Origin of the sequence: Microbacterium sp. EYE_78, from assembly GCF_023149035.1 — a bacterium.
GTDB lineage: Bacteria > Actinomycetota > Actinomycetes > Actinomycetales > Microbacteriaceae > Microbacterium.
Map to the genome: position 1 here is coordinate 501932 of NZ_JAHXMY010000002.1, position 19379 is coordinate 521310.

Sequence of the window (19379 nt, forward strand, 5' to 3'; positions counted from 1 at the left end):
AGGATGTGGCCGTGACCGAGCCCGGAGCCCCACTGCAGGATGCTCCGACGCGTCAGCGGACGCAGTGGTTGCACGCGATGACCGACCGTGTGCCCACGACGTGGTTCTCGGGGGCCGCGATCGCCGCCTTCCTGGCCGTCGCCGGCGCCTTCGGTGGGCTGGAGGCGGTCGCTGCTCCTCCGGTCGCCGAGCTCGAACCGGGACAGACCCATCGGAACGACGCGTTCGAGCTGACCGTCGAGCGCGCCGTGCTCATCGACGCGCTGCCCGAGGCGGGCGCGTACGAGGAAGAGGGGATGCGGGTGCTCGCCGTCGTCGTCACCGCCGAGAACCGGTGGGACCGGGCGGTGGCCAGCACCGACCGGAGCGCGTTGGATGGGACCTTCCGCGCGCGCGACCTCGGTTCGGGCGAGCCCGAGTCGATCGCCCGCTTCGACGACACGACCCAGAGTCCCTGGCTGCAGCCGGACCTGCCGGTGCAGGTGGTGGTGACCTGGATGGTGCCGGCCGACGCCCTCGCCGACGGCGACGCGGTGCGACTCGACATCCGCGACTACAGGCTCACGTCGGGGCAGTTCATCACGTCGGGTGAGTCCTGGGAGGATCCGGTCACGACCGCGTTCGTCGAACTCGAGGTGACCGACGTCGGCGCCGGAGCCGACGCCGAGAGCGGAGACGCCGGATGAGGCCCTGGGCCGTGTGGGGCACCGGCCTCGTCCTGCTGACGGCCGCGTGGGGCGTCACCCAGCTGACTCCGGGCGAGGAGGTGGCCGAGGCGCCGTTCACGCAGACGGTCGCGATCGGCGAGACGGCCGTCGGCCGGGAGCTGTCGGTGACGGTGGACGAGGTGGTCGCCGCCGACCGCGTCGAGGATTCCCGCGGGTGGGCCGCGGACGGCACGTGGGTGGTCGTCGATCTCTCGGCGGCTGCCCGCGGCACCGAGGTGACCGCCGCGCTGCGGACGGCTGAGCTCGTCATCGACGGCGTGGCGTTCCGGGCGAGCGAGCGCCCGACCAGCATGCTCGGCACCACCCTCCAGGTGGACGTGCCGACACGCGGCAGCGTCGCGTTCGAACTCCCGCCCGGCCGCCGCGCCGGTCCGGCGGTGCTGCGCTTCGCCGCGAACCTCGTGGACCTGCGCGTCGATTCCGTCGCCGAGGTGCCGATCGACCTCACCGCACTCGAGGTCGTGTCGACCCGCGAGCTGCAGCCGCGGACGGGAGGGGGCGTATGAACGACTGGTGGCGCCGGAATCGCGTCGCTCTCGTCGCCCTGGTCATCCTGCTGCCGCTGACAGCAGGGGTCGTCGGCGGCTGGGAGTGGTGGAAGCGAGCACAGGGCGACACGGTCTTCCCCGTGACGGCCGCTGCGGGCGAGACGGTCGAGCTCGCCGGCATCAGCTTCGGTCCCGCTGCGGCGCGGGAGATCTCGATTCCAGGCGAGGAGTTGCCGCCCGGCACGAAGGTCGTCTCGGTCAGCGTGACCGTCGACCGCGACGGCGGGGCGACCCCGTGCTCCAGGCCACTCCTGCACGAACTGCACGGCGAGGGCCGCACGTGGGGCGATGACGCGACGACGGTCACCTGGAAGTCTGCGGGCTTCGCGTTCTGTCCGTCCGACCCGGAGGACGAGTCATTCCCGGACGGGCCCTTCACGATCGAGGTGCCGTACGTCGTCCCCGACGACGTCGTCGGTCCGCTCGGCGTCGAGTTCACGGTCGCGAACGAGCTGCCGCGCTACGTCCGACTCGTCGTCGCGCCCTGAGGCGACAACGGGAGCTCCGATGAGCGCGCCGACGGTGGCGTCATACGCACCGGCCACCAACGCGGTCCGGATGGGCTCGATCACCAGGGGTGCGATTAGGAGCAGCGCTCCGCCCGCGGCTCGCCAGAACTCGTACACGTCCTGCGGGCCGACCGCGCGGAACACGGCAATCCGCAGCAGTTCCTGCAGGAGCATCAGCAGGACGTACGCCAGGACGTAGCCGCCGATGAGGATGGGACCGCCCCGCCACATCAGGACGAGGGCGCGCCAGATCGGCTGGAACCTCGACCCCACGCCCGACCCGAGGTCGGCGAGTCGTCGCCGCAGCCGCTGCGGAACCGCACCGTACCGCTCGCGGGCGCGGCGCACGAGCGCGCCCTGGAACTGCACACCTTGCGGGGCGACCGCCTGACCGTAGACGACACCGGCGATCGTGAGCCAGGCCAGCGGCTCGCCGATGAGGCCGCCGATCTCGCCGAGGATCGCGCCGATCGCATCCCACGCCCAGCCGACCGGTGCGAACCACTCGCCGACCGTCGCGCGGATGTCCCCGAGCCAGGCGATCGCGCGCCGCGACTGCACCCAGGTCGTGATCTCGCCGAGCGCTTCGCCGACGAAGTAGGTGGCGAGGAAGACCCACAGTCCCTCGAGGTAGGTCGCGGGGACGGCCGTCCATCGAGGCAGCGCCGCGCGCCACCGCCCCCACGCCCACCGGCCCGCGAACGCGAGCACGACCACCGCGAGGGTCCACGGCTCCCACGTCAACTGGTCGACGGAGCCGGAGATGTCGACGGTGGTGCGCTCCACGATGGAGCCGTAGATCGAGCGTCCCGATTGGACCTGGAGCGCCGTGTCGAGGTAGGTCGCGACGTCGTCGCGCATGAACCCGAGTGCGGCGTACACCGCCATGAACGGCAGGATCGACGACAGCAGCGCATCGCTGAACGCGCGCCGGCGCGCGAGCGGATCGGTCGGCGGCGGCGCGATCGCTCCGAGCCGCACCATCCCGTCCCGCAGGGTCAGGAACATCGCGACGATGCTGATGAGCTTGGCGAGGATCGCCAGCGGGAGCAGCAGCATGCCACCGAGCGCCGTGTAGCCGCCGACGTAGCCCGCCACCTCGAGGCCGATGTAGCGGCCGAGCGTGCCGGCGAGATACCACGCCAGCAGGGCCGGCCAGTGGCGCGCGAGCAGGCGCCACGTCAGCCCGACCATCGCTCGCACCGTCCCACCGTAGCGTCGGGGGCCGCGTCGGTGGGACGGTGCGAGTGATGACCGCGGATGCGGGGCTCAGCCGGCCCCGCCGCCCGAGTCGCCGGTGCCCCGGCGTCCCTGACGCTCCTTCGCCTCGCGCTTCGCGGCGGCCGCGGCCAGCTCGGCCCGGATCGTGTCGGTGCGGACGTCGGTGGGGCGGGCACCGGCATCCCACATCCGGTCGACGGCGGCCTGCGGGTGGCCCTCGTCGGCGGCGAGGGATGCCTCGAGCGCCCGCTCGTACCGGCTCTGCCGGCGCTTGAGCCAGAGGCCCGCGACGAGCATCACGATGAGCACGGAGTACGCGACCGCCGCGAACGGGTGCAGCACGAGGTCGGCGAGGTCGCCCTGGCTCAGCTGCAGCGCCTTGCGGAGCTGCTGCTCGCCCATGGGCCCGAGGATGAGGCCGACGATGAGCGGTGCGATCGGGAAGCCGAACCGCCGCATGAAGTACCCGAGCGCGCCGACGACGAGGAGGATCGCGATGTCGAGCGTCGAGAAGCTCACGGCGTACGCGCCGAGCACCGCGAACATGATGATCCCGGCGTAGAGGTAGGGGCGGGGGATCTGCAGCAGCTTCACCCAGATGCCCGCGAGCGGCAGGTTGAGCACGATGAGCAGCACGTTGCCGATGTACAGGCTCGCGATGAGCGCCCACACCAGGTCGCCCTGGTTCTGGAACAGCTGCGGACCGGGCTGGATGCCGTAGGACTGGAAGGCCGTGATGATGATCGCGGCCGTCGCCGTCGTCGGCAGGCCCAGGGTCAGCAGGGGGACGAGCACGCCCGCCGCCGCCGCGTTGTTGGCCGCCTCGGGCCCTGCGACGCCTTCGATGGCGCCGCGGCCGAACTGGCTCTTGTTCTTCGACAGGCTCTTCTCGCTCGCGTACGAGAGGAAGGTCGCGACGTCCGCGCCGCCGGCGGGGATCGTCCCCACCGGGAAGCCGATGAACGTGCCGCGCAGCCACGGCTTCCACGACCGCTTCCAGTCCTCGCGCGTCATCCAGTTGCGCCACCCGCGGGTCACCGGGATCACCGGGATCGGTCCGTGCCGCAGCCGCGCCGCGACGTAGAACGCCTCGCCGATGGCGAACAGGCCGACCGCGACGAGCACCACGCTGATGCCGTCCGACAGGGCCAGGATGCCGAGGGTGTACCGCGCCTGTCCGGTCGTGACCTCGGTGCCGATGAGCCCGATGAGGAGGCCGATGCCGAGCGAGGCGAGCCCTCGTGCGGGGGACGAGCCGAGGAGCGCGCCGACGGTGATGAAGGCCACGACGATCAGCGCGACGAAGTCGGCCGGTGCGAGGTTCACGGCGAAGCGGGCGATGAGCGGCGCGAACAGCGTCAGCAGGGCGGTGGCGATCGTGCCGGCGACGAAGGAGCCGATGGCCGCGGTCGCGAGCGCTGCCGCGCCGCGACCGAGCTTGGCCATCTTGTTGCCCTCGATGGCGGTGATCACCGACGCCGATTCACCGGGGGTGTTCAGCAGGATGCTGGTGGTCGACCCGCCGTACATGCCGCCGTAGTAGATGCCCGCGAACGTGATGATCGCCGCCGTCGGCGACAGGGAGTAGGTGAGCGGCAGGAGCAGCGCCACCGTCATCGCGGGGCCGATGCCGGGGAGCACGCCGACGGCGGTGCCGACGAGCACGCCGATGAAGGCGAAGAGGAGGTACTCGGGCTGCAGCGCCGTCGCGAAGCCCTCCATGAGGGAGTTCAGTGCGTCCATGATCTCTTCCGATCAGCCGAACAGGGGACCGGGGCCGTACCACCAGTCGAAGGCCATGCCGCGGGGCAGCGACAGGCCGAGGCCTTCGCCGAACAGCAGCTGCGTGCCGATGCCGAGCCCGAGCCCGACGAGGAAGGCGATCCAGGGCTTCTTCGCGCCGAGGGTCCATGCGGCGCCGCCGAACAGGAGGGCGGCGACCATCCACCAGCCGAGGATCTCGAGCAGGACGATGACCCCGACGACGAGCCCGACGAGCTTCAGGATCGTCCACCAGTCGGTCGTCGCGTTCGGGTCGATGTCCTCGCCCTCGTCGGCGGCGGCCACCTTGCCGCGGAGGGCCGCGACGAGGAGGAAGACGCCGGAGGCGAGGAGGATCGCCGAGACGAGGAAGGGGAAGCCCTGCGGGCCGATCACCTGCCCGGCCGGGATGCGGATGGAGAACGCACCGACGAGGGCGAAAACGCCGAGCGCCACGATGACGCCCGCGAAGATCACGTTGCCCACGCGGTCCGCCCCCCAGCCGGGCCGCGGAGTCGCCTCCGCAGCCCGGCCCGGAGCGCGCTCGCTCATGACACGAGACCGATGTTCCGCAGCGTGTCGGTGACCTCGGTCACGTTGCCGTCCAGGAACGTGGTGAACTCCTCGCCGGTGAGGAAGGCGTCGGTCCAGCCGTTCTCCTCGAGGGTCTGCTGCCAGGCGTCGGACTCGTGCATCTCGGTGACGAGGTCGACCAGGCCCTGGGCATCCGCGTCGTCGATGCCGCCGGGGGCGAGCAGGCCGCGCCAGTTCGTGTACGTGATGTCGTAGCCCTCGTCGATCATCGTCGGCGCGTCGGGCAGCAGCTGCGCCGGCTCGTCGCTGGAGACGGCGAGGGCCCGCAGGTCGCCGGATTCGACGTACTCGGCGAACTCGCCGACGCCCGAGATGCCCGCCGCGGCGTTGTTGCCGAGCAGGAGCGACACGGCCTCACCGCCGCCGGCGTTCGGGATGTAGTTCAGCTTCTCGGTGATGCCTGCGCCGTCGAGTCCCGCCTCCTCGAGCAGGAGGCCCGCGAGGATGTGGTCCGCGCCGCCCGCCGAGCCGCCGGTGATGGTGACGGACTGGCCGTCGGCGACGACCGCGTCGACGAGGTCGCCGAGCGTCTGGTACTCGCTGTCGGCGGGGACGACGACGACGAGCGGCTCCTCGGTGAGGCGGGCGATGGGCGTCGTGTCCTCCATCCGGTTCTCGGCGGCGTTCGTCTCGACCGCGCCGACCATCACGAGGCCGGTGACCATGAGGGTGAACGGGTCCTTCTCGTTGGCGAGGCTCGCCAGTCCCACGGTGCCGCCTGCGCCGCCGATGTTGGTGACCGCGGCGGTGCCGACCATGTCCTCGTCGGTGAGGACGGCCGAGACGGCGCGACCGGTCTGGTCCCAGCCGCCGCCCGGGTCTGCGGGGACGATGATGCTGACGTCGTCGACCTCGGCGGCCGCATCGGGTTCCGTGCCGCTGCCGCCGACGGCGGCGCCGCGCGGGTTGCAGCCGGCCAGGGCGAGGGCGGCGACACCGGCGAGGGCGACGATCGCGAGGGACTTGCGCATGGGGACTCTCCTTCGAGTTCCGCCGGGGCATCCTCGCCCCGGCTTCCGTGGGAGTGACGCTAGGCATCGCGGCATCCGCTGTCTCGCTTGCGGAACTAAGTGCGACTTCGGTAACTATTGGTCGCGCTCCGGGTGGTCCTCGATGGGCGGCGCGGAGGACAATGGGCGGGTGCCCCGAGCGATGTCGCTGAGATGGCAGCTGCTGCTGCTGCAAGCCTTCATCGTCTGCGTCGTCATCGTCCTCGCCGGGATCGTCGCCATCACGCTGCAGGAGCGCTCCATCCGCGACTCCTACCGGGAGCGGATGGTGGGCGTGGCGCTCTCGATCAGTCGCCTGCCCACGATCGTCGAGGCCTTCGACGATCCCGACCCGAGCGCGACGATACAGCCGCTCGCCGAGGTCATCCGCGAGGCATCCGACCTCACCTACGTCGTCGTGACGGATGCCGACGGCATCCGCTACTCGCACCCCAACGAGGACCGCATCGGCGAATCCGTCTCGACCGACCCGTCGGCGCCGCTGTCGGGTCAGGTGTGGTCGGGCACCGAGACGGGGACCCTCGGGGAGTCCTACCGCGTGAAGGTCCCGCTGTACGCCGGCGGCGGCGAGTCCGGCGAGGTCATCGGGTCCGTCTCGGTCGGCGTCCTCGAGTCCGAGCTCGCGGCCGACGTGCAGTCGCGGCTCCCATGGCTGCTGCTCGCACTCGGCGGGTCGGCCGTCGTCGGCGTGTTCGGCGCAGCCGGGGTCGCAGCGCTCATCCGACGCCGCATCCTCGGCCTCGAGCCCGAGCAGATCGCCGAGCTCGTGGGCGAACGCGAGACGATGCTGCACCGCCTGTCGGAGGGCGTCGTCCGGGTCGACCGCGACGGCGTCGTCGCGAGCGCCAACGACGCCGCCGTGCGCCTGCTCGGGGCGGGGGCGCTCGTCGGCGAACGGGCGGCGGACGTCCTCGAGGGTCCGATCCTCGACGTGCTCGAGCACGGTGAGCGCGAAGGGCGCCTCGTCCTCGCGGGGGAGCGCCCGCTCATCGCCCGCGCGACGGGCCTCCGCGACGATGACGGCCGCCCGGTCGGCGGCACGCTGCTGCTGCGCGACCACACCGAGCTGCACCAGGCGGTGCGCGAGATGGACGGCCAGCAGTCGCTCACTGACGGCCTCCGCGCGCAGGCGCACGAGTTCGCGAACTCGATGCACGTCGTCTCCGGCCTGCTCGAACTCGGCGCCTGGGACGACGCCCGCGACTTCATCGCGCGGATGCAGCCGGGCGGATCGCTCGACATCGGCACCGCCAGCGAGCAGCTGGGCCCCGAGGTCGCCGCGCTCCTGTCGGCGAAGTTCGCGCGTGCGAAGGAGCTCGGTATCGCGATGTCGGTCGACGCCGAGGGCGTCGTCCCCGCCGACGCCTTCGGAGACCTCGTCACGGTCGTCGGCAACCTCGTCGACAACGCCCTCGATGCGTGCCGGTCGGGCGATGCGCTCGCCGTCGCCGTCCGCAGCGGGGCGGACGGCGTCCGCGTGACCGTCGACGACAGCGGCCCCGGCGTCGACCCCGCGGTCGCGGCACGGGTGTTCGACGAGGGCGTCAGCACGAAGGATCCGAGCGCGCGCACCCGCGGCGTCGGACTCGCCCTCGTCCGCCGCATCGCGCGTCGGCGGTCGGGTGACGTGCGGCTCGAGCGCTCGCCACTGGGCGGGGCGCGCTTCGCCGTCGTCCTCCCGGTCGAGGCGAGGGTGTCGTGAGCCTCCGCGTCCTCGTCGTCGACGACGCACCGGCCGTCGCGCAGCTGCACGGCATGTTCGTGAGCGCGCACGCGGCCTGCGAGCTCGTGGGCACCGCCGCGTCCGGCCCGGACGCGGTCGCCGCGATCCGGGCGCTCTCGCCGGACCTCGTGCTCCTGGACGTGCACCTGCCCGGCTTCTCGGGGATCGAGGCGCTTCGCGCCGTGCGGGCGGATGCCTCGATCACCCAACCCGAGGTCGTCGCCGTCACCGCGGCGCGCGACGTGGACACCGTCCGCGATGCTCGGCTCATGGGGGTGCGGCACTACCTCGTGAAGCCGTTCACCGCCCACGAGCTTCACGACCGGATCGACGACGTCATCGCCGAGCGGGGAGCCGCGGCATCCGGAGGGCACCTCGACCAGTCGCGCATCGACGCGGTCATGCGTCCGGCCGCCCGGCGGTCGCTCCCCAAGGGACTGACCCGCGAGACGCTGGACCTCGTCCACGCGGCGCTCGTCCGCCTGGACGGCGGCACGGCGGCCGACGTCGCCGGCGAGCTCGGGCTGTCGCGGGTGAGCTGCCGGCGCTACCTGGAGCACCTCGCCGACGAGGGCGCCGCCCGCCGGACGATGGACTACGCGACGGCGGGTCGCCCGAGCACGCGCTACCTGCTGGCGGGGTGAGGGTCACCGGGCGGGGGAGGCGTACTCCTCGATGACGACGCCGGACTCGAAGCTCCGTGTGCGGGTCAGGTCGAATCGGTGCGCTCGGTACGGCGCGCGGCCGAACAGCGGCACACCGGAGCCGAATGCGAACGGATTGCGCTTGAGGACGAGCCGGTCGATCTCGGGGAGGAGCGCACCCGCGAGTTCGCCGCCGCCGCACAGCCAGATGTCCTTCCCGGGCTCGCGCTTGAGCTGTCGCACCGTCTCCAGGGGGTCGGACGTCGGGGTGATGGCGGGGTCGAGGTTCGTCTCGGAGCGCGTCGCCACGATCTGCGCGAGGTGCGGATAGGGGCTGGGGATGCCGGCGGCCAGCGCCGGGGCGAGGGTCTTGCGGCCCATCAGCACGGTGTCGAACCGGCCGGGACCCGGGGGCAGGCCGAGGGCGCGCGCCACGTGAGCAGGCACGGTGTCGGCGTACTCGTCGAACAGCACGGGCGCATGATCCCCCTCGGCGAGGAAGGCGTCGAACTCGCCGTCGGGGCCGGCGATGAAGCCGTCGAGGCTGACGGCGACGTAGTAGACGAGGTCTCGCATGATGCTCCAATCACGACGTGTGTCGTGGTTACGTTACGACATATGTCGTGGTTCCGCTAGGGTCGCCTCATGGTCCGGAATGCGGCACGACGCACCGCGCTGACGGATGCCGGCATCCGTGTGCTGGCCGATGAGGGCGCGCGCGGGCTCACGCACCGAGCCGTGGATGATGCCGCGGGAACCCCTCGCGGGACGGCGTCGAACTACTTCGCCCGGCGTGAGGATCTCATCTCGGCGCTCGTCGACCGCATCGGCGAGCGTCTCGCGCCCGACCCCGGGGTCGCGGAGGCGCTCCGACAGCGCCGGCCCGGCCCGGAGGTGTTCGGCGCGTACGTGCGCGACATCGTGCGCCGGCTGACGGCGGACCCGCATGCGACCCTCGCGCTGTTCGAGCTGCGTCTCGAGGCATCCCGGCGTCCCGCCGTCGCCGCCGCGATCGGTGCGTGGCGGGACCGGGGGTTCGCCGACGACCTCGCGTTCACCGTGGGCGAGGGCCTGCCCGGCGGTCGCCTGGAGATCGCGCTGCTCCACTTCGCGGTCGACGGCCTCGTCTTCGACCGCCTCACGCAGCCCCTCGACGACGGGGTCGAGCTCGACGAGGCGATCGACGCCCTCGTCAGCCGCCTGCTGCGGTGAGGCACGGGACATCGAGGCATGCCCGGACCGGGCCGCACGCTCCGAACCGGCCGCACGCTCCGAACCGAGCCGCACGCTCCGAACCGAGCTAGGTTGGCGGGATGACGGCGACCTTCACGGAGGTGACGTGGGTGGCCTGCCCGCCCGAGGTGCTGTTCGACCTGTCGCTGTCGATCGACGCGCACCTCGCCTCGATGCGGCGTTCTGGTGAGCGTGCCGTCGGCGGGGTGACGTCGGGCATCATCGGCCTCGGCGAGAGCGTCACGTGGCGCGCGCGGCACTCCGGTGTGGTGTGGACCATGACCTCGCGGATCACCGCGCTCGACCGCCCGCACCGCTTCGTCGACCAGCAGGTCGCCGGGCCGTTCCGGTCGTTCCGGCACGAGCACGTCTTCGATGCGGACGGTGCCGGCACGCGCATGACCGACCTCGTGACGCTGCGCTCGCCGCTGCTCGGCCCGGTCGTCGAAGCTCTGCTGCTGCGCCCGTACCTGCGACGGCTCATCCGCTCCCGCAACGCCGCCCTGGTCGAGATGGCGACGCAGAAGCGGACCTGACGAGGCCGGGTATGCCCGTCGACCGGGGATTTCGGCGCCCCGCGCGATAGCGTGGGAGCGCGTCCTCCGTCGGCGCGCGGTGTCCGGTCGTCCCTGCGGCCGCGCCTGCCGCTGCCGAACCCCCGGACCGGTCTGCCCACGCGGCCGGTCCCCGAAAGGAACCCATGACGATCAGCAGTGAGCCGGCCCCCGCGTACGCGCACCTGACCGGCGAGACCGCGCGGTTCACCGCGGCGGACGGGAGCGCCGTCACCTTCGAGGCCGACGACGTCGACACCCTGCGGGCGCACGTGATCGAGCGAGCACGGGCGGATGCCTCTGCCGCCGACGCGCCCCTGAATCTCTTCACGTCGGGCGACCGTGGCGATCACCACCTCGTGGTCGCGCCGGACGGCGACATCGACGTCGAGCTCGACGAGCGGACCGTCACTCGGGGTGAGCTGCGTCAGCAGGCGTGGTGGACGACCGATCCCGAACCTGCGCCGGAGGACGAGGAAGAGGCCCTGCAGGCTGTCGAACCATCCGCCCCCGAGACCGTCGTCGACGAGGTGCCTCGCTTCTTCCCGCCCGCGACCGCCGCCCCGCCCGTTCCCGCGGGCGAGGCCACGGACGACCGCGACGAGGAGCCGGACGAGGACGAGATGGATGAGGACCTGGACGAGACGAGGGATGCGGCCTGGGCCCCGGCGCGGGCGACGGAGATCCCCGTCGCTGTCGGCGCAGGGGACGCGGTGGCGTCGGACGATCACGACGTCGACGCAGACGCCTCCGAACCCGCACCCGCATCCGCACCCGCGGACGATGCCCCCGCAGGTGTCACGGATGATGCGCCCGCGGATGACGCACTCCTAGGTGGTTCGGATGACGACGCGGCAGCCGACCACGCCGACGCCGCCCGCCCGGCCGAGGGCCTGCCGGCAGCCGACACGGCGTTCGAGGCATCCGTCACCGCGGCCGTCGCCGCCGTCCGCGGACCCCGCCCGTCGTTCATCGAGCCGCCCGCCGAGCACCCGGCCAAGGTCGCCGGTTGGCGCTCGTTCTTCGTCCGGCTCGGCATCCCGGTGCGCCCCTCGCGGGCCGAGATCGAACGCGCCGAGCGCGAGAAGGCGGTCTCCCGCCAGTGGGCCGGATGCCGCGCCATCGCCGTCGCCAACGGCAAGGGCGGCGTCGGCAAGACGATGACGACCGCCGTCCTGTCCGCGGTCTTCGCCCGCCACGGCGGCGGCAACGTGCTCGCGTGGGACAACAACGACACGCGCGGCACGCTGGGCTGGCGGACCGAGCAGGGGGATTACGACACGACGATCCGCGACCTCCTGCCCGAGGCGCCGGGGCTGCTCGAGGCAACGGCATCCGTGTCGGACATCTCGCGGTTCGTGCACCACCAGTCGGTGGATCGATACGACGTGCTGCGCTCGAACCCCGAGCTCCTCGCCGCCGACCAGCGCATCACCACCGCCGATTTCGACCTGCTCGCCCAGGTCGCGGCCCGCTACTACCGCATGGTCATCTTCGACTCCGGCAACGACGAGTCCGCGGACCGGTGGCTGCGCATGATCGACTCGGCGCATCAGCTCGTCGTCCCCACCCTCGCGGCGCCCGAGTCGGCGGAGTCCGCTGCGCTCCTGCTCGACGCGCTCCGCTCGCGGGACGAGCACTCGCGCCGACTCGCCGACGGCGCCGTGGTCGTCGTCGGCCAGTCCGAGCGGTCCGGCATCGGCGCGGCGCAGCGCATCGCCGCGGGCTTCGAGGGACACGTCCGTGCTGTGGAGATCATCCCCTTCGACGACGCCCTGAAGGCGGGACGCATCCGCTACGACGCACTGCAGTCGCGCACGAAGGATGCGTGGATGCGGGCCGCCGCCGCCGTCGCCCAGGGTCTCTGACGGGCGTTCAGCCGTGGACAGCGACGACGCGCGGCTGATCGAGATCGCGGCGCGACTCAGCGCCCTGCCGCCGGATGCGTTCGTCACCGCGCGCACCGCGGCCGCGGCAGAGACCGGCGACCGCGCCTTGGCCGCCGCCGTCAAGAAGCTCCGCAAGCCCGTCCTCGCCGCGTGGGTCGTCAACGTGCTCGCCTCCACCGATGCCGACGCGCTGGCTCCGGCCACCGCGCTCGCGGACGAGTTCCGCGAGGCGGTGGATGCCGGAGACGGCGCGGCCCTCGCCAGGCTCACCGCGCGCCGACGGGACATCCTGCGACAGCTCGTCGCCGCGGCGATGGACGCGGCATCCCGTCATGACGTCGAGGTCGGGCCGGCCGCCCGTGGCGGCGTGGAGAAGACGCTCGACGCGGCGCTCCGCGATCCCGACGCGGCCGCGGCGGTCGCGACCGCGCGTCTGCTGCGACCCATCGAGGCGAGCGGAATGGAGCCGCCGGATCTCGACGGCGCCGTCTCCGGGCCGTTCGACCCGGTGGCAGCGGCACCTGCGCCGACCGATGATCTCGCGGACAGGCGCGCGAAGCGCGAGGCTGCACGCGCGGCGGCCGAGGCTCGTCGGCATGCGGAGAGCGCCGAACGCGAGTTGCGCCGGGTCGAGGAGGAATGGCGTGCGGCGCAGCAGCGGCTCGCGGATCTGGAGGAGCGGATCGCCGCGCTCGACCTCGAGCGGGAGCGGCTCGACGCGGACGCCGACCGAGCCCGTGACGACGTCGAGGACCTGGGCTCCCGACGCACGAGCGCACGTCAGGACGCGAGTCAGGCGAGGAAGGCTGCCGACCGCGCGGAGCCTTGATCAGCCGCGGGCGCGGAACTGATCGAGTGCTGTCGTCGCCGTCGACCAGACGAGGGTCTGCGCGATCTCCTCGGCGCGGTCGTAGCGCCGACCCGACAGCACGACGTAGACGGCGCCGACGACGTCGATGAACCCCACGGTCTCGCCGGCGATGCGCACCTCGTACCGATCGGCTGCGATGAGATCCCACTGGATGCGCGACGCTCGGGCGGACGGCTCGGCAGGACGCCGGGCGGGCAGCGCACGGAGGGCATCGACGTCCACGGACACCGGCGCGACGGACTCGGTCTTCACCATCTCAGACTCGACATACATCCCGCACCTCGTCCCGCGCCACCCAGCCAATGCACCCAGTGGACCCACCTTCGCCCGGCGAGTGAGAAGGGAGCAGGGGATTGACGCGGCTGCGTCGGCCCGCTACCGCTCGCGTCAGACGAGGGCGGGGGAGGATGCCGCGGTGCGCCGGACCGCGTCGGTGACCGTGTCGAGGAGCGTCGACGACAGGTTCCAGCGCTGCCAGTAGAGCGGGATGTCGACGGTGTCGTCGGCGAGGACGACGAGCGATCCGTCCGCCAGGCCGGACTCGAACTGGCCGGGCAGCAGCATCCCCCACCCGAGGCCCATCCGGACCGCTTCTGCGAACTCGGCCGACGCGCTGATGATGTGCCGGGGCGCATCGCGCCGGGCGCCGTGTCGCCGCGCGAACGAGGACTGCAGGGTGTCGTGCCGGTCGAAGTCGACGAGGGGAGCCTGCTCGAGCGCTGCGCGATCGAGCCCGTCTGCGAACCAGCGGTCCGCGAAGTCGCGTTCGGCGACGGCGGTGTAACGCATCCGACCGAGCGGCGACGCCACGCATCCCGCGACAGGTTCGCGCTGCGACGTGACCGCCGCCATCACCGTTCCGGCGGCGAGCAGCTGCGCCGTGCGTTCCTGGTCCTCCCGGTGCAGCTCGAACGTGACGGCGTGCGCGGCGGTGACCGCTGTCAGCGCCGGCAGGAACCACGTGATGAGGGAATCCGCGTTGACCGCCAGCGGGACGTGCGCCGCACCCGCGTCTGCGCCGAGTGCGGAGCGCGCGTCGTGCTCGAGGAGGTCGAGCTGACGCGCGAGACGCACGAGCGGCTCGCCGGCCTCGGTCGCCGTGACGGGTTTCGTACGTCGCAGCACCACACGGCCGACGCGCTGCTCGATGACGCGGATGCGTTGGCTCACCGCGCTGGGCGTGATGCCGAGCGTCGCCGCGGCGCGATCGAGCGTTCCCGCGTCGATGACGGCAGCGAGGGTGCGCAGGTGCTCGAGCGGCAGGTCCATGACTGCAGTCTATGAAGCGATGCTTCAGATGGTGCAGAATCATTCGCTGTACTGCATTCACCTGTCGCCGTACCGTCGACGTGTGACCCCCGAACTCCTCGCCCTCCTGTCCGGACTCGGCCTCTGCCTCGGCCTCATCGTCTCGATCGGCGCGCAGAACGCGATCGTGCTGCGCCAGGGACTGCGCCGCGAGCACGTGGGGCTCGTCGTGCTGGTCTGCGTCGTCAGCGACGCGATCCTGCAGACGATCGGTGTGGCCGGCATCGCGACGATCGTGACCGCCCACCCCTGGCTCGAGACCCTCGCCCGGTGGGCGGGCGCCGCGTTCATCGTCGGGTTCGCGTTCGTGAGCGCGCGGCGCGCGTGGCGCGGCGGCGGCAGCCTCGAGGCGGCCGCGGACGACGCCGACGCCCCGGCCGGCGCACCGGGCGCGGTCCTCACGAAGCCGCGGACGGCGACCCGGACCGCGACGCTGCTCACGATCCTCGCCGTCACCTGGCTGAACCCGCATGCGCTGGTGGAGACGACCGTCGTCCTCGGCTCGGTCGCGGGGACGCACGGCGACGCCCGATGGTGGTTCCTCGCCGGCGGCATCGCGGCGAGCACGCTGTGGTTCGTGGTGTTCGGCTACGGCGCGCGATACCTGGCGCCGCTGCTGCGCACCGAACGCGCCTGGCGCATCCTCGACGGCGGTATCGCCGTGGTGATGGTGATCATCGCCGCAGGGCTCGTCCTCGGCTGACGCCGGGGACGACGCCGTCAGTTCGCGGCGTCGTACGCCTCGAGCACCTGGGCGGGGATCCGCCCGCGCTCGGAGAGCTGGTAGCCGTTCTTCGCCGCCCACTCGCGCACCGGACCGTAGTCGCGCTGGCCCGAGCGCTTCTGCTTGCGGCCCGAACCGCCGCCCGCTGCCGGACGAGCAGCCGCGGTCCGCGACGACACGCGCCGGGCGGCATCGATATAGGGCGCCAGCGCGTCGCGGAGAGCCTCCGCGTTGCCGTGGGTGAGGTCGATCTCGTAGGCGGTGCCGTCGAGGGAGAACAGGACGGTCTCGCCGTCACCGACCTCGAGGACGGTGCCGTCCAGGTCGTCGACGAGCTGATGCACGATTTTCCGGGCCATGGCCGAAGCCTAGTGGTGCGGCACGGCGCTACGGCAGCAACCCGGCCCGGCGCGCCTTGGCGACGGCCGCGTGGCGCGTCGAGGCATCCAGCTTCGCCATCGCCGCCTGCAGATAGGACTTCACCGTGCCCTCCTTGAGGGCGAGGGTCGCGCCGATCTCGGCGTTGGTCGACCCGAGTGCGCAGCAGGCCAGGACGTCGAGTTCGCGAGGGGAGAGCGTCACGTCGAGGGATGCGTCGGTCGAGGCATCGCGGGAGATGCCCGCCAGGCGTCGCTCGACGGCCGCGATGCGGTCGCGCAGGCGCGCATCGGTGACCGATGCCGCGATGCTCCGCAGCTCCGCGTAGCTCTCACGGAGGTCCTCCTGCGCTGCGGGCGGCAGCGCAGGCTCCGCCGGAGCGAGCGCCGCCAGGCGGCGATCGACCTCGTCGCGCACCCGAAGCTCGGTGGCGATCATGTCCGCCGCTCGGAACGCGGGCCGGCTCACCAGGTCACCCACCGGCCCGGGCGTCCACGAGCCGCAGTAGACGATCCCGCGAGGGCGGCCGGTCACCACGACGGGGACGGCGAGCAGCGTCGAGATGCCCTCGCCCAGGATCGCGCGGTCGTAGTCGTGCGTGATGGTCCGCGCGGTGCGGTAGTCGAGTGCGAGCCGGGGCCGCTTCTCGACCATCGCGGCGCCCCCGAGTCCGCGTCCCGATCGGACGACCAGACCGTCGATGCTGCGGGTGCGGGTGCCTGCGATCGCGGTCACGTGGACGGCGCCGTCGTGCTCGAGTCCGCCGAAGACGACGGGGAATCGCGTCTGGCGTGCCAGGTCGGACACAGCTCGGGACACGAGCTGCGTGTCCGCATCGCTCTGACCCGACGATCCCACGCGTACCTACTTCCGGGGGTGACGGCCCCTCTGCCGCCTTCGTACGGTCGAACCTACCACGCGGCCGTTTCTGAGAGACAGCCGTGAAGAGCACCGTCGCTCACCCCATGAGGCAAGGAGGCCACATGTCGCACCCACCCCAGGATGGCGCGGGAGGAAGTGCCATCGACTACGTCGCGGTCGAGGAATCGCCCCGCTTCGTGGAACTGAAGAAGAAGCACCGGAGCGTGGTCTTCCCGCTCGCCGTGCTCTTCCTCGTCTGGTACTTCGTCTACGTCCTGCTGTCGTCCTTCGCCCCCGACTTCATGGCGCAGGAGGTGTTCGGTCACATCACCATCGGCCTGCTCCTCGGGCTCGGTCAGTTCGTCACCACCTTCGCGATCACGATGGGCTACGTCGCCTTCGCGAACCGCCGCCTCGACCCGATCTCGTCCGAGATCCGCGCCGACCTCGAGAGGCAGGAAGCCCGATGAGCCCGATCATGCTCGCCGCCGCGCCCGCGGGCGCCGCCGAGAACAATCCGGTCCTCAACATCTCGATCTTCGGCGCGTTCGTCGCGGTGACGCTGTTCATCGTCATCCGCGCGAGCCGCAACAACAAGACCGCAGCCGACTACTACGCGGCCGGCCGCTCGTTCACGGGGCCACAGAACGGCTTCGCCATCGCCGGCGACTACCTGTCGGCGGCATCCTTCCTCGGCATCGTCGGCGCGATCGCGATCAACGGGTACGACGGCTTCCTCTACTCGATCGGCTTCCTCGTCGCCTGGCTCGTTGCGCTGCTGCTGGTCGCCGAGCTCATGCGCAACACCGGCAAGTTCACGATGGCCGACGTGCTCTCGTTCCGCCTGAAGCAGCGCCCCGTGCGTCTGGCCGCGGCGATCACGACGCTCGCCGTCTGCTTCTTCTACCTGCTCGCGCAGATGGCCGGTGCCGGAGGACTCGTCTCGCTGCTGCTCGGCATCACCGAGCAGATCGGGCAGTCGATCGTCGTCGCCGTCGTCGGCGTGCTGATGATCGTCTACGTCCTCATCGGCGGCATGAAGGGGACGACCTGGGTGCAGATCGTGAAGGCGTTCCTGCTCATCGGCGGCGCCATCGTGATGACCATCTGGGTGCTCGCGATCAACGGCTTCAGCCTCGACTCCCTCCTCGAGGCGGCCGTGCAGAAGTCGACGACCGACCCCCAGGATGCGATCCTGGGCCCGGGTCTGCAGTACGGCGCGAACCCGTGGGACTTCATCTCCCTCGCGATCGCCCTGGTCCTCGGCACCGCCGGCCTGCCGCACGTGCTGATGCGCTTCTACACGGTGCCCACCGCGAAGGAGGCGCGTCGCTCGGTGGTCTGGGCGATCTGGCTGATCGGCCTGTTCTACCTGCTGACGCTCGTCCTCGGCTACGGCGCGGGAGCGATCGTCGGGTCGGAGACGATCAAGGCCGCCCCAGGCGGTGTGAACTCCGCCGCCCCGCTGCTGGCGGCGGCGCTCGGCGGACCCGTGCTGCTCGGGTTCATCTCGGCGGTCGCCTTCGCGACGATCCTCGCCGTGGTCGCGGGTCTGACGATCACGGCTGCGGCCTCCTTCGCGCACGACATCTACGCGAACGTCGTGAAGAAGGGGAACGTCCCGCCGGACGGCGAGGTCAAGGTCGCGCGTCGGACGGTCATCGTGATCGGCGTCCTGGCGATCCTGGGCGGCATCGGCGTGCAGGGGCAGAACGTGGCGTTCCTCGTCGCACTCGCCTTCGCCGTCGCGGCATCCGCGAACCTGCCGACCATCCTGTACTCGCTCTTCTGGCGGAAGTTCACCACGCGCGGCGCGGTGTGGAGCATGTACGGCGGCCTCGCGACGGCGATCGTCCTCATCGTGCTGTCCCCGGTCTTCTGGGGCACCGAGACGAGCGTCTTCAAGAACGTCGGCACCGCGATCTGGCCGCTGAACAACCCCGGCATCGTCTCGATCCCGGTGGGCTTCCTGCTCGGCTGGCTCGGATCCGTGACCTCCCGCAAGGCGGAGGACGCGAAGAAGGCGGCGGAGATGGAGGTCCGCTCACTCACCGGCTACGGCGCCGAGAAGGCGGTCGACCACTAAGCATTCGACCACGGGGCGGTCGACCACGGAGCCGTCGGGAGACGGATACCGGAACGAGGCGGGAGCGGACGGCCTACACGTCCGCTCCCGCCTCCGTCATGCGCGGCCGGCGACCCGCTCCTCGAGGTCGAGGAGGAACCGCTTGTGCTCGGGGTGGCCGCCGTACTCGCCCAGCGACCCGTCGCTGCGGATCACACGGTGGGCGGGCAGGACGATCGACCAGGGCGTCCGGGCGCACGCGGTCCCCACCGCGCGATGCGCTCGCGGCGCGCCGGCGGCGATCGCGACCTCGGCGTACGAGGCGGTCTCGCCGTACGGGACGGCGATGATCTCCTCGAGGGCCCGCTTGGTGAACCCGCTCGTGAGTCGCCAGTCCAACGGCACCGTGAAGGTCCGGCGGGTACCTGCGAAGTACTCGTCGAGTTCGGCCGCCGCGGCCGCCGACGGAGCAGCGTCCGGCGTGGGGACGGACTGCAGCAGGATGCTGAGGCGTGCCACCTCGGCGTAGGCGGGGCCGTCGAGGACGGAGAGCGCGACGAGACCCTCCGCGGTCGTCACCAGAAGGGCCTCGCCGATCGGTGTCGGGTGCACCGAGTACGTTGCGATCGTCATGACCTCATCATGGCGGGGGCCTCGCGGCCCACGGACGCGGGGGAGGGGACAAGGGGAGAAGCAGCATCCGACCCCCGCTGTGGAGGAAACGCGGCCGGGCACGTCGCCGATCCGCGAAACTCGGC

21 protein-coding genes are annotated in these 19379 nt (G+C 71.8%); 11 read left to right on the forward strand and 10 right to left on the reverse strand.

Translation table 11 applies throughout. The annotated features are described in order from the left end of the window. The first annotated feature begins 11 nt into the window (after positions 1-11). Positions 12-686: a hypothetical protein gene (locus KZX17_RS09520; protein ID WP_248172480.1), complete on the forward strand. Its 675-nt coding sequence runs from the start codon at positions 12-14 to the stop codon at positions 684-686. Further along, positions 683-1234, forward strand: coding sequence for a DUF4352 domain-containing protein (locus tag KZX17_RS09525; RefSeq protein ID WP_248172482.1), 552 nt, complete (start codon positions 683-685; stop codon positions 1232-1234). The genes KZX17_RS09520 and KZX17_RS09525 overlap by 4 nt, the downstream gene beginning before the upstream one ends. Before the next feature lie 398 nt (positions 1235-1632). Here KZX17_RS09525 and KZX17_RS09530 read toward each other — a convergent pair whose 3' ends face one another. The 4 genes from KZX17_RS09530 to KZX17_RS09545 form a co-directional block, all read right to left on the reverse strand. After that, positions 1633-2979, reverse strand: a complete 1347-nt coding sequence (locus KZX17_RS09530) for a hypothetical protein (protein WP_248174777.1) — start codon at positions 2977-2979, stop codon at positions 1633-1635. 75 nt (positions 2980-3054) lie between these two features. Then, positions 3055-4749, reverse strand: coding sequence for a tripartite tricarboxylate transporter permease (locus KZX17_RS09535; protein ID WP_248172484.1), 1695 nt, complete (start codon positions 4747-4749; stop codon positions 3055-3057). Between the two features lie 12 nt (positions 4750-4761). After that, positions 4762-5319 (reverse strand): tripartite tricarboxylate transporter TctB family protein, encoded by a 558-nt coding sequence (locus KZX17_RS09540; protein ID WP_248172491.1) that lies wholly within the window; start codon positions 5317-5319, stop codon positions 4762-4764. Next, positions 5316-6332 (reverse strand): tripartite tricarboxylate transporter substrate binding protein, encoded by a 1017-nt coding sequence (locus KZX17_RS09545; protein WP_248172501.1) that lies wholly within the window; start codon positions 6330-6332, stop codon positions 5316-5318. The genes KZX17_RS09540 and KZX17_RS09545 overlap by 4 nt, the downstream gene beginning before the upstream one ends. 169 nt (positions 6333-6501) lie before the next feature. Here KZX17_RS09545 and KZX17_RS09550 point away from each other — a divergent pair, with 169 nt between their 5' ends. Together KZX17_RS09550 and KZX17_RS09555 are read left to right on the forward strand one after the other, a co-directional pair. Continuing rightward, on the forward strand, positions 6502-8073 hold the full coding sequence (locus KZX17_RS09550; protein ID WP_248172503.1) for a sensor histidine kinase: 1572 nt from the start codon (positions 6502-6504) through the stop codon (positions 8071-8073). Beyond that, complete coding sequence (locus tag KZX17_RS09555) at positions 8070-8738, forward strand: response regulator (protein WP_248172505.1); 669 nt, start codon at positions 8070-8072, stop codon at positions 8736-8738. The genes KZX17_RS09550 and KZX17_RS09555 overlap by 4 nt, the downstream gene beginning before the upstream one ends. A 3-nt stretch (positions 8739-8741) precedes the next feature. On the opposite strand, the gene KZX17_RS09560 is transcribed toward KZX17_RS09555, so the two are convergent. After that, positions 8742-9314 (reverse strand): dihydrofolate reductase family protein, encoded by a 573-nt coding sequence (locus KZX17_RS09560; protein ID WP_248172506.1) that lies wholly within the window; start codon positions 9312-9314, stop codon positions 8742-8744. 69 nt (positions 9315-9383) lie between these two features. On the opposite strand from KZX17_RS09560, the gene KZX17_RS09565 reads away from it, so the two are divergent. From KZX17_RS09565 to KZX17_RS09580, 4 genes are all read left to right on the forward strand, one after another. After that, positions 9384-9950 (forward strand): TetR/AcrR family transcriptional regulator, encoded by a 567-nt coding sequence (locus tag KZX17_RS09565; RefSeq protein WP_248172508.1) that lies wholly within the window; start codon positions 9384-9386, stop codon positions 9948-9950. A gap of 101 nt (positions 9951-10051) precedes the next feature. Next, on the forward strand, positions 10052-10507 hold the full coding sequence (locus tag KZX17_RS09570) for an SRPBCC family protein (protein WP_248172510.1): 456 nt from the start codon (positions 10052-10054) through the stop codon (positions 10505-10507). A 164-nt stretch (positions 10508-10671) separates the two neighbouring features. Beyond that, positions 10672-12393, forward strand: a complete 1722-nt coding sequence (locus KZX17_RS09575; RefSeq protein WP_248172512.1) for a ParA family protein — start codon at positions 10672-10674, stop codon at positions 12391-12393. A gap of 13 nt (positions 12394-12406) precedes the next feature. Then, on the forward strand, positions 12407-13243 hold the full coding sequence (locus KZX17_RS09580) for a hypothetical protein (RefSeq protein WP_248172514.1): 837 nt from the start codon (positions 12407-12409) through the stop codon (positions 13241-13243). Here the strand turns inward: KZX17_RS09580 and KZX17_RS09585 are convergent, their stop codons facing one another. Then, a complete protein-coding gene (locus tag KZX17_RS09585; protein ID WP_248172516.1) occupies positions 13244-13558 on the reverse strand; it encodes a hypothetical protein in 315 nt (104 codons plus the stop codon). A gap of 114 nt (positions 13559-13672) precedes the next feature. Beyond that, positions 13673-14554, reverse strand: coding sequence for a LysR family transcriptional regulator ArgP (locus KZX17_RS09590; protein WP_248172518.1), 882 nt, complete (start codon positions 14552-14554; stop codon positions 13673-13675). Positions 14555-14582: 28 nt separating this feature from the next. On the opposite strand from KZX17_RS09590, the gene KZX17_RS09595 reads away from it, so the two are divergent. Beyond that, the gene (locus KZX17_RS09595) at positions 14583-15296 is read left to right on the forward strand and encodes a LysE/ArgO family amino acid transporter (RefSeq protein ID WP_248174779.1); all 714 of its coding nucleotides are present in this window, start codon (positions 14583-14585) and stop codon (positions 15294-15296) included. A 17-nt stretch (positions 15297-15313) separates the two neighbouring features. On the opposite strand, the gene KZX17_RS09600 is transcribed toward KZX17_RS09595, so the two are convergent. Continuing rightward, entirely contained in the window at positions 15314-15676 is a 363-nt protein-coding gene (locus tag KZX17_RS09600; RefSeq protein WP_248172520.1) for an Lsr2 family protein, read from the reverse strand. A gap of 28 nt (positions 15677-15704) precedes the next feature. Continuing rightward, complete coding sequence (locus tag KZX17_RS09605) at positions 15705-16553, reverse strand: LuxR C-terminal-related transcriptional regulator (RefSeq protein WP_248172521.1); 849 nt, start codon at positions 16551-16553, stop codon at positions 15705-15707. Positions 16554-16678: 125 nt separating this feature from the next. Here KZX17_RS09605 and KZX17_RS09610 point away from each other — a divergent pair, with 125 nt between their 5' ends. Together KZX17_RS09610 and KZX17_RS09615 are read left to right on the forward strand one after the other, a co-directional pair. Beyond that, a complete protein-coding gene (locus KZX17_RS09610; protein ID WP_248172522.1) occupies positions 16679-17026 on the forward strand; it encodes a DUF485 domain-containing protein in 348 nt (115 codons plus the stop codon). Next, positions 17023-18642, forward strand: a complete 1620-nt coding sequence (locus KZX17_RS09615; protein WP_248172525.1) for a cation acetate symporter — start codon at positions 17023-17025, stop codon at positions 18640-18642. Before KZX17_RS09610 ends, KZX17_RS09615 begins: the two co-directional genes overlap by 4 nt. A 96-nt stretch (positions 18643-18738) precedes the next feature. On the opposite strand, the gene KZX17_RS09620 is transcribed toward KZX17_RS09615, so the two are convergent. Further along, complete coding sequence (locus KZX17_RS09620) at positions 18739-19254, reverse strand: methylated-DNA--[protein]-cysteine S-methyltransferase (protein ID WP_248172528.1); 516 nt, start codon at positions 19252-19254, stop codon at positions 18739-18741. Between the last annotated feature and the right edge of the window lie 125 nt (positions 19255-19379).

Bases quoted from the DNA above. Each gene is read 5' to 3' on its own strand.
- KZX17_RS09615 (WP_248172525.1), top strand. From the start codon at position 17,023: ATGAGCCCGATCATGCTCGCCGCCGCGCCCGCGGGCGCCGCCGAGAAC.
- KZX17_RS09525 (WP_248172482.1), top strand. From the start codon at position 683: ATGAGGCCCTGGGCCGTGTGGGGCACCGGCCTCGTCCTGCTGACGGCC.
- KZX17_RS09620 (WP_248172528.1), bottom strand. From the start codon at position 19,254: ATGACGATCGCAACGTACTCGGTGCACCCGACACCGATCGGCGAGGCC.
- KZX17_RS09610 (WP_248172522.1), top strand. From the start codon at position 16,679: ATGTCGCACCCACCCCAGGATGGCGCGGGAGGAAGTGCCATCGACTAC.
- KZX17_RS09545 (WP_248172501.1), bottom strand. From the start codon at position 6,332: ATGCGCAAGTCCCTCGCGATCGTCGCCCTCGCCGGTGTCGCCGCCCTC.
- KZX17_RS09560 (WP_248172506.1), bottom strand. From the start codon at position 9,314: ATGCGAGACCTCGTCTACTACGTCGCCGTCAGCCTCGACGGCTTCATC.
- KZX17_RS09575 (WP_248172512.1), top strand. From the start codon at position 10,672: ATGACGATCAGCAGTGAGCCGGCCCCCGCGTACGCGCACCTGACCGGC.
- KZX17_RS09595 (WP_248174779.1), top strand. From the start codon at position 14,583: ATGGTGCAGAATCATTCGCTGTACTGCATTCACCTGTCGCCGTACCGT.
- KZX17_RS09540 (WP_248172491.1), bottom strand. From the start codon at position 5,319: ATGAGCGAGCGCGCTCCGGGCCGGGCTGCGGAGGCGACTCCGCGGCCC.
- KZX17_RS09585 (WP_248172516.1), bottom strand. From the start codon at position 13,558: ATGTATGTCGAGTCTGAGATGGTGAAGACCGAGTCCGTCGCGCCGGTG.
- KZX17_RS09535 (WP_248172484.1), bottom strand. From the start codon at position 4,749: ATGGACGCACTGAACTCCCTCATGGAGGGCTTCGCGACGGCGCTGCAG.
- KZX17_RS09565 (WP_248172508.1), top strand. From the start codon at position 9,384: ATGGTCCGGAATGCGGCACGACGCACCGCGCTGACGGATGCCGGCATC.
- KZX17_RS09590 (WP_248172518.1), bottom strand. From the start codon at position 14,554: ATGGACCTGCCGCTCGAGCACCTGCGCACCCTCGCTGCCGTCATCGAC.
- KZX17_RS09530 (WP_248174777.1), bottom strand. From the start codon at position 2,979: ATGGTCGGGCTGACGTGGCGCCTGCTCGCGCGCCACTGGCCGGCCCTG.
- KZX17_RS09570 (WP_248172510.1), top strand. From the start codon at position 10,052: ATGACGGCGACCTTCACGGAGGTGACGTGGGTGGCCTGCCCGCCCGAG.
- KZX17_RS09600 (WP_248172520.1), bottom strand. From the start codon at position 15,676: ATGGCCCGGAAAATCGTGCATCAGCTCGTCGACGACCTGGACGGCACC.